This is a genomic window from Polyangium sp. y55x31 (assembly GCF_029946505.1).
GTDB lineage: Bacteria > Myxococcota_A > Polyangia > Polyangiales > Polyangiaceae > Polyangium.
Genome location: NZ_JARZHG010000008.1, coordinates 340,041 through 352,957 on the forward strand (window position 1 = coordinate 340,041; position 12,917 = coordinate 352,957).

A 12,917-nucleotide genomic window follows, 5' to 3' on the forward strand; every position below is an offset into this window, starting at 1 on the left:
CGCCGCTTTATGCTCGTGCTGGAGGTAACGCAGGGGATCGCTGCGGGTCGAACGTTCGAGGTCGGCGAGGAGGTCGTGCGCATCGGTCGCGCTCCGTCGAACGACGTCGTGCTCGAAGACCAGCACGTCTCCGGGGAGCACGCGCGCATCGTCGTCGGCGCCGATCGCGCCGCCTTGCACGACCTGCGCTCGACGAACGGCACGACCCTCGTGCGTCGCGAAGAACGCAGGCGCGTGACGCCCGAGACCGGACCCGTCGACCTCGAGTCCGGCGACGTCGTCGAGCTCGGCTCCGGCGACAACGTGGCCGCGCTGCGCATCACGCTCTCCGACGACGGCGACAAAGCCCGCGTCGTGCAGCTCAAGCCGATCGAAGAGATCGTGCCCGCCGCCGCGGCGATCGAGCGTGATCCGGGCCTGCTCTCGAAGCTCTACGCCGCGCAGAAGCGCATCGGCGCGGGCAGTGATCTCGATCAGGTCCTCATCGAGGTCGCCGACGCCTCGCTCTTCCTCGTCCCGAGCGCGACGCACGCCACCGTCATCCTGCGCGACGACGAAGACGGTCGTGATCCCGGCGCCGCTGCCTACGTGCCCGTCATGACCCGCGTGCGCCTCGCGAACGGCGCGGCCGGACCGCCGCGTGGCCCCGTGCCCGTCGCGCGCAGCGTCTACCGCAAGGTCGTCAAGGAGCGCGCCGCTGTCCTCGCCGCCGACGCGCCCACCGACGTCGGCCGCACCGAGTCCATCATGGGCGCCTCCATCCGCAGCACCATCGGCGTCCCTCTCTTCCGCGGCGAGGACATCATCGGCGTCCTCCAGATCGACAACCGCAGCGCGCCCGGCATGCTCCACGCGCACGACGTCGAGCTCCTCGGCGTGCTCGCGTACAACGCCTCGCTCGCCGTCGCCAACGCGCGCCTCATCAAGCGCCTCGTCTCGGCCGAGGAGCGCCTGCAGAAGGAAAACACCTTCCTCAAGGGCCGCGAGGAGAAGCGCCGCGGCGGCAAGGACGTCGTCATCATCGGCCAGAGCGAGCCGATGCAGCGTGTCCTCGTGCAGATCCAGAAGGTCGTGAACACGCGCGTCACCGTCCTGCTCGAAGGCGAGACCGGCACGGGCAAGGAGGTCATGGCGGCGCGCATTCATTACGGCTCGAACCGCCGCGACAAACTCTTCGTCGCGCAGAACTGCGCGGCGCTCGCCGAGACGCTCCTCGAGAGCGAGCTCTTCGGCCACAAGAAGGGCTCGTTCACGGGCGCGACCGAGGACAAGAAGGGCCTCTTCGAGATCGCCGACGGCGGCACCCTCTTCCTCGACGAGATCACCGAGACGCCGCTCTCCTTGCAATCGAAGCTCCTGCGCGCCTTGCAGGAGGGTGAGATCCGCCCCGTCGGCGCCACGAGCCCGAAGCACGTCAACGTGCGAATCGTGACCGCGACGAACAGAAACCTCGAAGAAGAGGTCAAGAAGGGCCGCTTCCGCGAGGATCTCTACTATCGCCTGAGCCAGTTCCCGCTCCGCCTGCCGCCGCTCCGTGAGCGTCGCGAGGACATCCCGCTCCTCGCCTCGCATTTCCTCCAGCGTTACGCCGAGGAGCTCGGCAAGCACGTGGGCGGCTTCAGCCAGCAGGCGATGGAGCTCATGGTCGCCTACGACTGGCCGGGCAACGTGCGCGAGCTCCAGAACGAGGTCCAGCGCATCGTGATCCAGCTCGATCCCGGCGCGTTCGCCACGCCCGACCTCCTCTCCCCGCGAATCCGCCAGGTCGAGGGCCTCGTCAACCGCGCCGGCGTCGCGCGCGGCACGCTCAAGGACATGATGGACGTCGTCGAGAAATATCTCCTCATCGAGGCCCTCCGCGAGCACAACAACAACAAGACGAACGCCGCCAAGACCCTCGGCATCACGCGCGAGGGCCTGCACAAGAAGCTCCGCCAATACGGCATCTGATCCAGCGTATTGCCCGGACAACCCCCGTTTGTCGCGCGTGGATCCGTCCGGGGCCGAGCCTCCCGCCGCCCCGTTCGTCGGGGCCCGTCACGCGCACGCCAGCCTTGAGGGGAAAGCGCAACTCGGTTACACTTCCTCCGGACGATGTACAGCATCGAGAGCCACGTCGGCAGGCTGATCGAGGTCCGGTTCTGGTCGCCGGTCGGTGAGGGCGAAGCCATTGGCTGGCGGCGTGACCACGACGCGATGCTCCAGTCGGTCGTGGGCAACTACATCGTCTTCGTCGATATGAGCGACGCGAACGTCTTCCCGCCCGACATGGTCGAGGCGTACGTCGCGACGATGCGGAACGAGCCGCGCCTTCTCCGCGCCGCCCTCGTCCTCAGCGCGAGCCCCACGCTCTCGCTCCAGATCCAGCGAATCCTCCGCGACGCCTTCCACCCGCAGCGCCGCGCGTTCCGCGAGGTGCGCGAGGCCGAGAACTTTCTCGGCGAAATCGTGACGCTGCCCGAGCGGGCGCGCCTGCGCGAGGTCCTCGAGCGTCGCGCGGAGCAGGGCGCCCCGATCAGCGCGCAGCCGATCAGCGTCGGGGTCCCGCAGAGCGCGGGCACGCCGCCGAGCTTGCGGGGCCCGGTCAGCGCGCGTCCGTCGACGCCGGCCACGGTGCGCATCCCGATCACCCCCCGTTCGCCCTCGGGCGGGCACGGCGAGGGCTGAATTTGCCCCAGCCTCCCTTGCGGACGCTCCTCGCAGCGCTCTCCGCGGGGGCCGCGGGAGGGCTCGGCGCCACGCTCGCCGACGCGGTTCTGCTCGTCCTCCGCTCCCGCACGCCGCCTGCGCCATTCCGCGAGATCGCCGGCGCGATCGCCGCTGCGGGCGCCGTGTATCTCGGCGCGGGCCTCGTCGGGGGCGCCGCGTTCGCCCTCGCGGCCGTCGTCCAGCAAAAACTCGCGCCCCGAGAGCTCGATCCCGATTCCCCCGAAGCGCAGAGGCGCCGCGTCGATCGGCTCACCGCGCTCCTCCTCGTCGGTGGTTTGTCCCTCACGATCATAGCCCTGACGAACCACGCCACCACGCTGCCGGCCACGCTCAAGCGGCACGCGTTCGTCGCGGCGGGCGTCCTCGCCGCCGTTCTGGCCTTCACCCTCGCGTTTGGCCTCGCGCGGCGCGGCGTGGCCTTCGCCCTCGCCTTCCTCGCGCCCCGGCGCTGGGCCCTCCCCGCGCTCTGTGCCCTGGCTGAGCTCGCCGCGATCCTCGCTTTTTTGCGTTCACCGCACGCGCAGCAATCGTACGTCGCGCTCGTCGTCGCCTCGTTCGCGTCCGCCGGCCTCGCCTGCCTCTCGCTCCTCCGACGCATTCCGCGCCGCGTGCAGGCCGCTTCCTCGATCGGCGCGCTCGCCTGGGTCGCGGCGATATCCATCTCGGGCACATCGGCGCGCGGCTATCACCTGCTCCGCATGGGCCGCACCTTGCCCTCGGCCCTCCTGCGCGAGCTGCCGAGCCTTCGGCCCGAGCCTTTCGCCGACGACCTCGCGCACGCGGTCACGCTCGCCATGACCCCCGCGCCCGCGAAGGCGGAGGCCGTGGAGCCCGCGACGAACACGAATTCCCCCGCGATGCGTGACGATATCGTCCTCGTCACGATCGATACCCTCCGCGCCGATCGCCTGTATGACCCGGCCGGCGTCATCGATACCCACATGCCCGCGCTCGCCGCGCTCGCGGCCGAAAGCGTCGTCTACCGCCACGCCTACGCCTCCGCCCCGGCCACGATCGGCGCCGTCACGCAGATCATGACGGGCAAACCCGAGCGCGACCTCGTCCACCTGGCCGTCCGCAGCAGCGTCGCCGCGCCGCTCTCCCCCGATACGAACACGATTGCGCGCCGCCTCGACGCCGTCGGCTACGAGACCGTCGCCCTCGTCGGCGGCCGCCTCGTCTCGTATTACCCTTCCCTCGCGCTCGGTTTTTCCCGCGTGTACGAGGAGAATGGCCGCGCCCCGCTCCGCGCCCCGGACCTCGTCGACACGTTCACCCGTATTGCCTCACGCCCCGACCGCCGCGCGCCCCTCTTTGCCTGGATCCATTTCATGGAGCCGCACGATCACGCGCTGCTCCCGCGGCCGATCCCCGCCGGATACGACGAGGCCGTCCGCCTCGTCGATACCGAGATCGGCCGCCTCGTCTCCGCTCTGCGCGCCTCTCCGCGCTGGAATTCGACCACGCTCCTCGTCCTCGCGGACCACGGCGAAGGGCTCGGCGAGCGTGGCCTCGTCCACCACGGCCTCGCGCATCCTCTCCACATCGCCATTCCGTTCGTCGCGCGTCTCCCCGGGGTCGAACCGCGGGTCGAAACGTCCCCCGTCGGCCACCTCGACGTGGCCCCCACGATCCTCGCCGCCGCGGGCGTCGCCAGCACGGATCTCCGCGGCACCATGTTGCAGGTTCCTCCCGGCGGCACGCCGCCCGAGATCCTTTTCGAGAACGTGGGATATGCCGAGACGGCGATCCCGATGGAAGTGGGCATCGTCCACTACCCGTGGTTTTATTCGTTCGACGTCCGCGCGCGGCGGAGCGTGCTCGTCGATCTCGAAGCCGATCCGGAGGGCCTCTTCAATCTCGCGGACGAGCGCCGCCCGGAGGTGGCGCGCCTCGCCGAGGGCCTCGCCGGATCGCTCCGCCGGCGCCAATGACGCCGCCCGATCTCACGTACCCGTCTTGCGCAGTGGTACCTCCGTCGCGTCGAGCTCCCCTTCCGAAACGACCTCGGCCACCTCGCGCCGGATCGTCGTGCTCACCGGCGCCTCCGTCGACTCGATCGCCCGCTTGACGACGATTTCCTCCGTCACCACGGGCCGCTTCTGGATGTCGACCACCTCCTCGCGGATCGGCACGACGATCGATTCTTCCTGGAATAACTTCCCCTCGGCGGCCTCGCTGCGCGCGCCTCGCGCAGCGGCGGGCACGCGCTCGACCGTCACGACCTCCCGCGTCACGGGCACCGTGATCTGCCGCTCCTCCGTCACCACGTCCTTGTGAATGCGCACCTCGCCCACCTGCTCGGTGTGCGTGGTCGCCTCGACCCTCTCCTCGTGCAGGGACAAACGGGCCGCCTCCTGCGCTTGCCGCTCGGCTTCTTCCAGCCGCAGCGCGGCCTGCAGCGGCTCCTGGTGCCCATGGCCGAGCGACTCCAGCAGACCGCCCTCGATGCCGAGCTCCTCCCTGCGCTTCGAGAGCACGAGCGACCCTTCGCGCACGTCCTCGATGGCGTCGCAGGAAATCGTGTAATCTTTCGGGAAAAAGAACCCCTTCTCCACCACGAATTTGTCCTCGTGGACCGCCACCACCTTGCCGAGCTTGTGCCCGTCCACGGTGCGGACCTCCATGCCTTCCCGGACCTGATCGACGAACGGGTTCGCCATGATGCGCGCTCCTCCGCAAAAGGTTGCGACCGCTCGATCGCGCGCGAAGACCGCGGTCCGCGGCGACCGTTCCCGTTGGAAATTGCAATGCACGTGCCGCATTCGACATGGATGAGCACGCATGGCGGCGGGGGCGCTCACGTCGGCGAGGCGAGCGCGCGTGCGGGCACGGGCGCCGCGCTCGCGGCCCTTGGCGCCGCGGCCCTCCGGTGATAAGGGCCCGCCCTGCTTCGGAGGCACCCGGCCGCGGGCCGCCCCGACGCGCCGGAGGTGGTCTCACACATGATCGTTGGCGTGATCGGCTCGGGATCGATCGGCCCGGATCTGGCGTACGGCTTCGTATCTGCCATCGCCAGGGAAGGTGGCCGCGTCTATTTGCACGACATCAAGCAAGAGGCGCTCGACGCGGGCATGGCTCGCATCGCGACCTACGTGACGAAGGCCCTCGCCCGCGGAAAGCTCTCCGAGAGCGCCGCGCGCGCCGTGAAAGAGGCCCTCGTCCCCACCCTCTCCCTCTCGGACCTCGCCGCGTGTGATTACGTGCTCGAGGCCGCCACCGAGGACTTGCCCATCAAGCGCAAGATCATCGCCGCGCTCGAAGCCACGGTCCGGCCCGACTGCCTGATCGGCTTCGCCACGAGCGGCATCCCGCGCGCCGAGATCGCGAAGGACGCGAAGCACCCCGAGCGCTGCTTCGTGAACCACCCGTTTTATCCCGCGTGGCGCGCTCTCCCGGTCGAGGTCGTCCTCTCGGGCGACGACGCGCTCGGCGAGCGCATGATCCGCACGCTGGAGAAGCTCGGCAAGGTCCCCATCATCACGGCCGACGTCGCGTGTTTCGCGGCCGACGACATTTTCTGCAATTACGTCTCCGAGGCCGCGCGCATCGTGGCCGAGGGCGTGGCCACGCCGGCGCAGGTCGACGCGATCGTGAACGACGCGATCGGCGGCGGCGGCCCGCTCAACGTGATGGACTTGACCCGGGGCAACCTGCTCACGGTCCATTGCCAGGAGCTCATGCGCGACGCGCCCACGGGCAGCCCCTGGTTCGAGCCGCCGGCCATTCTGCGCGAAGTGGGCAATCGCCCCTGGCACGACCCGAAGAACCGCGGCGACGGCCGGTACGACGAGGCGCTCGGCAAGAAGGTCCTCGATCGGATCCTCGCCGTGCTCTTCGCCCGCACCTATTTCGTCGCCGACGAGAAGATCTGCGCCCCGTCGGACCTCGACTGGCTCACGCGCATGTCGCTCGGCTTCCGCAAGGGCCTGCTCTCGCTCGCCGAGGAGTACGGCATCGACCGCGTGCACGCCGTGTGCGCCGCGTACGCGGCCGAGCACCCCGGATTCCACGTCCCGAAGAGCATTGCCGAGAAAAACCTGCCGCAATTCCGCAAGAACGTCGTGGTCACGCGGGACGGCGACCTCGCGATCGTCGCGGTGCGCAGGCCCGAGGTGCGCAATGCGTTGAACCGCGAGACGCTCACCGAGATCCAGGCGTCGATGAAGGAGCTTTCCGGCGACGACGCGGTCAAGGGCGTGATTTTCACGAGCCAGGACGGCGCGCTCGCGGGCGCCGACATCGGCGAGCTCGCCTCGCTGAAGACGCCGGCCGATTGCGAGGGCATCTGCCATTTCGGCCACGCGGTGCTCGACACCATCGCCTCGATGAAGAAGCCCGTCGTCGCGGCCTTGAACGGCCCCGTCCTCGGCGGCGGCGCCGAGATCTCGATGGCTTGCCACGGCCGCGTCGTCGGCCCGGAGCTCGTGCTCGGCCAGCCCGAGGTGAACCTCGGCATCATCCCCGGTTATGGCGGCACGCAACGATTGCCGCGGCTCATCGGCTTCGAGCGCGCGGTAGACCTCCTCCGCACGGGCCGCTCGGCCTCCGCGAAGGAAGCCCACGCCTGGGGCTGGGCGACGGTCGCGCCCGCGAAAGATTTCCTCGGCGAGGCCAAGGCCCTCGTGAAGAAGCACCTCGCCGGTGAAATCAAGCTCGCGCCCGTCGATCCGGCCCCGATCGCGGTCCCGGACAAACTCCCCGCCACGGACCTCGGCCATCACTCGCGTGCCATCGACGCGATCCTGGTCTCCGTCGTCCGCCGAGGCAATACATTGCCGCTGGCCGAGGGCCTCGCGCTCGAAGCGAAGGGCTTCGGACAATGCAAGGAGACGGTCGACCTCGACATCGGCATGAAGAACTTCATCCAGAACGGCCCGCGTGTACCGGCGGCGTTCCTCCACGAATGAGATCGGAGCGTTCGATGAGCAAGGAGACCAGCATCGTCATCCTCGACGGCGGGCGTCGCACCCCGCGCGCCGACATCCTCGTGGACAACAAGGCCCCGGGCCTCTTCTCGCGTTTCTCCACGACCCAGCTCGGCGGCATGGCCATCAAGGCGACGCTCGGGCACACGAAGATCGACCCCAGCCTCATCGGCCACGTCGTGATGGGCATGGCCCAGCACAGCCACCGAGACTCGATTTACGGCGCGCAAGGCATGCGCTGGCGAGGCGGCCTCGGCAAAGACGTCCCAGCCCTCACCGTGGCGCGCATCTGCGGCAGCGGCGCCGAGGCGATCTGCGTCGGCGCGGAGATCCTCCTCGCAGGCCTGCGCAACGACGAAGAGCGTCCGTTCACGGTGGTCGGCGGCGCCGAGAGCATGCAATACCCCTTCTGCCTCTACGACTACCGCGGCAAGAAGGTCGGCGCAGCGACGCAAAAATACGGCCCCATCGAGGCGAAGGCCCTGCCCGCAGGCACGCACCTGCAGGACATGCTCCTCATGAGCCTCTACGACCCGAGCGCGAAGATGGCCATGGCGAACACAGCCGAGGAGCTCGGTCGTCGTTATGGCATCCAGCGCGAGGAGGCCGACGCCTTCGCCTACCGCTCCCACAAGAACGCAAAGGCAGCGCGCGACGCAGGCCATTTCGACGAAGAAATCGAGCCCGTCACGCTCCCCGCAGACGACGGCAGCGAGCCCACGGTCCTCAAATACGACACGCACATCCTCGAAGACCCGAGCCCGGCGAAGATGGCGCGTCTCCCGGCAGCATTCGAGCCGGGCGGCATCATCACGGCCGGCAACGCGAGCGCAGTCGTCGACGGCGCAGCATCCATGATCATCGGCAAAGAATCGGACGCCGAGCGCCACGACGCACGCCCACTCGCGCGCATCGCAGGCATGGGCGTCGCAGCCTGCGACCCGCAAATCATGGGCTGGGGCCCCGTCCCCGCCGTAAAGAAGGCACTCGCAAAGGCCGGCATCGCAGGCAAGGACGTCGACATCGTCGAGATCAACGAGGCCTTCGCGCCCCAAGCACTCGCCTGCGTCCGCGATTTCGAAAAAATGGGCATCGACCCGGAGCGCGTAAACCCGATGGGCAACGCAATCGCACTCGGCCACCCCCTCGGCGCCACCGGCGCAATCCTGACGCTCACGTGCGCATACGCGCTGCGCCGAACGAAGAAGCGTTACGGCATCGTCACGATGTGCATCGGCGGCGGGCAGGGCATCGCGCTCGTGCTCGAGTCGATGGGCTGAACGCAGCAGGCCGCCGCCTCGCCGGGGCTTCACCCCGGGCCCGACCAGGGGCTATCCGCCCCTGGACCCGGACCAGCGCCAGCGCTGGACCTTTTATGGAAGAACTGCGCTCCGCGCAGTTCTTCCAACCGGCCGGTGGAATCGCGTTGCCGATTGAGATGTCAGCGCTGCTGTCTTGGTTGGCAGGGTCGCTCGCGGTCTTGACTCGGCCTGTGCGATGAACTGCGCGGAGCGCAGTTCATCGTCCCGAGTCCAGCGCTGGCGCTGGTCCGGGTGCAGGGGCGGACAGCCCCTGCCGGGGTCCGGGGCAGCGCCCCGGCTCCACGCTCCCCAGCCGAACCCCCCCTACAGCTCGTCTTTCCCGCCCGTCAGCATCGCTTCCAGCCGATCTGCCTGCTCGGCGATGGCCATTGCGATTGCCACGAACCGCGCTCGATCCAGCACGCGCAGCGGGTACCGCGCCACGATCGTGTAATGCTCGGCTCGCTCGCAGAGCGCGCCCACGTCGAGTGAGCGGCTCCGGCGCAGCGCCTCCTCCGGCGTCAGACGATTCTTCGGACAAACGGGGCTCTCCAGCGTCACCCACGTCGCTTCGCCCCCGTTCTCCTCCTCGAAGCGTGGCGTGTGCGCGTGGGCGAGCAGGCCTTGTGTCCGGCCTACCGGCTTTTGCCAGGCGATCGTCACGCCAAATGCCGTCTCGCCGCGCCCGTCCAGTGAAAACATGTGCCGTGCGCACCGCGCGAGGTCGTCGAACGACGCTGGCTTGCTCCATGGATCGACGTCCACTTCGGCGTCTTCCTCTTCCTCGGTATCCTGGCCTGCGGCGACGGCTGCGAGATCCCGCACGCTTGCGAGCATCGTCTCCGCGATTGCGAAGATCGCGGGCAACACTGCGCTCGAATCGCGCGGGTCGATCACGAGTGACACTGTCTGGCCGTCGAATCGCACTGACAGCGTACCCGTCAGGGTCGCTTCGCCGGCGGATTCGGGCAGGAGCGAGGGGCCGAGCTCGATATCGACGTCGAGCCCTTGCGGGCTCTCCTGCTCCATGTCGACGATGGCTCGCGCGATGCGCGCGTCCGGGAAAACGGCCATGGCCTCCTCCAGGCTCGCGAGTGCGTGGGCTGGGGAGAACCGAGCGTAGGGCAGCGTGAAGCAAAACGGACGGGGCATGGTTTTCTCTCAGGAACGGGCGAGCTTGCCTTCTTCGATGGCCAGACCGAGGATGTCCGCCTGCTCGGCGAGCGCGAGCGTGATCTCCAGAAAGAGCGACGCGTCGAGCGCGCGCACGGGATAACTCGTCGTGAGGAGGTAGGTCTCGCCGTCGAGTGAGAGCTGGAAATCGGTCGCCGTGTTGATTCCGACCGCCTCGGCTGGTGAAAGCGCGGAGAGCGGACAAACCTCGCATTCGAGCGCGACCCACGACGCGCCTGCGCCCTCGCCCACGGCGAATGCGGGCTCGAAGGCGCGCACGCGGACGCCCTTCTTGCGCGGCGGCTCCTCCCAGGTGACCGTGAGCGAAAACGATGTCTCGTCCCCCTCCAAGGCCCCGAACGTACGCGCGGCGACGACGCGGAGCGCTTCGAAGGCTTCTCCGACCTCGTCCTCGGTTTCCTCTTCGTCGGCCTCGTCCTCGTCGGCTTCGTCCTCGTCCTCGTCGAGCTCGTCTTCCTCTTCTTCCTCTTCCTCTTCCTCTTCCTCTTCCTCTTCGAGCTCCTCGTCCTCGTCGAATTCCTCGTCCTCGTCTTCCGCGTCTTCGTCGTCCTCGCTTTCGTCCTCGTCGATCACCTCGAGCCGACGGAGGACATCCTCGACGATCTTGACGAGCACGGGCATCACGTAGGCGTTTCGCTCGAGATCCACGGCGAGCGTCGTCTCTTCGCCTTCTGCGGAGAGTGTGATCTCGGCGCTGGGAGTGTCCTCGTCTTCCGGCAATTCGGGATCTTCGGGCGCGCGGTGGTGCTCGACGAGTGCGCGCGGCAGCGTGATCTCGATGCCGCAGAGGGGTTCGTCGGGATCGTCGGCGGCGTCGAGCTCGACGAACGTGACGCGGGCGCCGGGGAACGCGGCGAGCGACTGCTCCAGCGTGAGGAGGAATCGCGGCAGCTCCAGGCCTTCGAAGGGCAGGGTGAAGGTCGACCAGTTCGACATGAGCGGGCGCGGAGGATACACCTTCGCGGCCCGACGTCACGCGCGAACGGCCCGCGCCGCGCGGCGAAGTGCGCCTGCGATGGTGAGGCGCGCATCCGAATCCCGAACCAGGTGGAGGAGCAAACCGACCTGGCCCCCGGGCCGCAATGTTATGTTCCCCTCGGGAACGTGCCACGCTCGCAAGAGCTCGCGCCCGAGCGTGGCCGGGAGAAACGGGTCCGAAAGCCCGAGCACGGCGTGAATGCGCTCCGGTGGAATGCCGGGTTCGCTCGGGGGATCGAAGACATCTCGCAAGCAAGCGAGGGCCTCGCGGGTCCAGCCTGCGTCCAGGATCGCCCGCGACAGACCCATTCGCTCGGCGAGCGGCGTGTCGAGGATCACCTCGTCGAGCCTATGGGCCGCGCCGGCGAGGAAGACCGCGTCCGGACGCATCCCCCGCGGAAAACTCCGCGCGCGCCCGCAGACCGCTTGCGCCACGAGCGCCCCGATGCTCGTGCCCCCGATGCCCACCACGGACGAACCGAGCTCACGCGCCCACGCAATGAGCACCGCCATCTCTTGCGCGCCGGCCGCGCAGAGACGAAAAAGCCCCTCCGGCCCCGCCGAGAGAATCGCCTCGCCGCTCGCCTTTCCAGCGGGCGCGCGCCTCCCGTGCCCCGGCGGCGCGAGCAGGATCACGCGGTGCCCGCGCCTGGCGAGCCCTCGCCCCATCGCTTCCTCCTCGGGCCAATACACGACGTCGTCGCAGGTCGTGAAGAGGCCGCCGGCGTAAATGAACGTCGCCGCGACCTCCTCGCGCCGCTCGGGCTCGAAGACCCGCGCATGGACGACGTCGCCCAAACGCGAGGGCGAACGAAATCGAATGAGGTATTCCGGGCCGACGGGCCCCGGGAGCGCGCGGGAGCGCTCGATCGGGGGCAGCTCCGCGGGCAACCCATAAAGCAGCTCCGGACGTGCGATCTCCCGCGCCCACCGCGCCGCGACCTCGCCGGGCGAGGGGACGTGGAATGCGATCGGATCAAAAGGGACCTCGGCCGCGAAAAACCCGAGCGTCCGCTGGGGGACGAGGCAACGCCGCGTGCGCACGCGCCGCTCCATTTCCAGCCGGATGAGCTCTTCACGATCGGGCGGCGGCCACGGCTCGCCCCAGAATGCGCGCTCCCAGCGGCGCGTGATGTCGTCGCGCGCCACGCGTGTCCGCGCGAAGTGCGTGAGCCCGCGGGCGAGGCGATGCCGCATCTTCGTCGACACTTCGCTTTTCACGCCGAGGCGCGCGATCAATTCGTCCGCGTCGGACGAGCCGAGGGCCGAGGCCATGGCGCCGAGGCGTAGCAGGCGCAGCTCGAACGGCATACGTTCGAGCTTGAATCGTTCGTACGTGGGCGTATCGAGCAGGGCCCCGAGCGGGGAGCTGATCAGCCGGTGCACGGTCGGAGTTGGGAGCCGCGCTCGCATGAGACAGGTCTCGCCGCCATGCACGCGGCTTGCCGACGCGTGCTCCCGGGAGAGCGCTCCCACGCCGGAAAAATGTGCCGGCGGCAAACCGATACCGCCTGCGGGGCACGCAATCGTCCTTTTTCTCGGTGGAGACGCGCGCCGCGTCCGACGTAGAATCGGCGCCATGCAAAGTCGCTCGGCTTTCGTCACGGCTTCCCTCGCGCTCGTTTCGTTTCTCGCGCTCGGCGCCTGCACCGGCGTCATCGGCGGTGGCGAAGGAGCAGACGAAGGGAACGGCGGTTCGACGGGCGCGGAAAATGGCACTGCGAGCAGCGGCGCGGGCGGCATGGGCGGCGCGGGCGTCGGCGGCGCGGGCAGCGGCGGCGCGGGCGCAGGCGGCGCGGGCGCAGGC

9 protein-coding genes and 1 pseudogene are annotated in these 12,917 nt (G+C 69.0%); 6 read left to right on the forward strand and 4 right to left on the reverse strand.

Translation table 11 applies throughout. The annotated features are described in order from the left end of the window. Positions 1 to 9: 9 nt before the first annotated feature. The 3 genes from QHF84_RS17950 (at position 10) to QHF84_RS17960 (ending at position 4,643) form a co-directional block, all read left to right on the forward strand. Positions 10 to 1,950 carry a sigma 54-interacting transcriptional regulator gene (locus QHF84_RS17950; protein ID WP_281314539.1) on the forward strand — a complete coding sequence of 647 codons (1,941 nt, stop codon included), beginning with the start codon at positions 10 to 12 and terminating at the stop codon, positions 1,948 to 1,950. Positions 1,951 to 2,094: 144 nt separating this feature from the next. Further along, positions 2,095 to 2,667 (forward strand): hypothetical protein, encoded by a 573-nt coding sequence (locus QHF84_RS17955; protein ID WP_281314540.1) that lies wholly within the window; start codon positions 2,095 to 2,097, stop codon positions 2,665 to 2,667. A 2-nt stretch (positions 2,668 to 2,669) separates the two neighbouring features. Continuing rightward, on the forward strand, positions 2,670 to 4,643 hold the full coding sequence (locus QHF84_RS17960) for a sulfatase (protein ID WP_281314541.1): 1,974 nt from the start codon (positions 2,670 to 2,672) through the stop codon (positions 4,641 to 4,643). 12 nt (positions 4,644 to 4,655) lie between these two features. Here the strand turns inward: QHF84_RS17960 and QHF84_RS17965 are convergent, their stop codons facing one another. Next, complete coding sequence (locus QHF84_RS17965; protein ID WP_281314542.1) at positions 4,656 to 5,372, reverse strand: YsnF/AvaK domain-containing protein; 717 nt, start codon at positions 5,370 to 5,372, stop codon at positions 4,656 to 4,658. Between the two features lie 282 nt (positions 5,373 to 5,654). On the opposite strand from QHF84_RS17965, the gene QHF84_RS17970 reads away from it, so the two are divergent. Together QHF84_RS17970 and QHF84_RS17975 are read left to right on the forward strand one after the other, a co-directional pair. Continuing rightward, complete coding sequence (locus QHF84_RS17970; RefSeq protein ID WP_281314543.1) at positions 5,655 to 7,619, forward strand: 3-hydroxyacyl-CoA dehydrogenase/enoyl-CoA hydratase family protein; 1,965 nt, start codon at positions 5,655 to 5,657, stop codon at positions 7,617 to 7,619. 14 nt (positions 7,620 to 7,633) lie between these two features. Continuing rightward, on the forward strand, positions 7,634 to 8,917 hold the full coding sequence (locus QHF84_RS17975; RefSeq protein ID WP_281314544.1) for a thiolase family protein: 1,284 nt from the start codon (positions 7,634 to 7,636) through the stop codon (positions 8,915 to 8,917). 345 nt (positions 8,918 to 9,262) lie between these two features. Here QHF84_RS17975 and QHF84_RS17980 read toward each other — a convergent pair whose 3' ends face one another. Genes QHF84_RS17980 through QHF84_RS17990 form a run of 3 tightly spaced genes read right to left on the reverse strand, consistent with a single transcriptional unit; the run spans position 9,263 to position 12,496 of the window. Beyond that, complete coding sequence (locus QHF84_RS17980; protein WP_281314545.1) at positions 9,263 to 10,090, reverse strand: hypothetical protein; 828 nt, start codon at positions 10,088 to 10,090, stop codon at positions 9,263 to 9,265. Between the two features lie 9 nt (positions 10,091 to 10,099). Continuing rightward, positions 10,100 to 11,068: a hypothetical protein gene (locus QHF84_RS17985; RefSeq protein ID WP_281314546.1), complete on the reverse strand. Its 969-nt coding sequence runs from the start codon at positions 11,066 to 11,068 to the stop codon at positions 10,100 to 10,102. 36 nt (positions 11,069 to 11,104) lie between these two features. Continuing rightward, positions 11,105 to 12,496: a hypothetical protein gene (locus QHF84_RS17990; protein ID WP_281314547.1), complete on the reverse strand. Its 1,392-nt coding sequence runs from the start codon at positions 12,494 to 12,496 to the stop codon at positions 11,105 to 11,107. A 193-nt stretch (positions 12,497 to 12,689) separates the two neighbouring features. On the opposite strand from QHF84_RS17990, the pseudogene QHF84_RS17995 reads away from it, so the two are divergent. Continuing rightward, positions 12,690 to 12,917: pseudogene (locus QHF84_RS17995) on the forward strand (hypothetical protein); the annotation flags it as partial.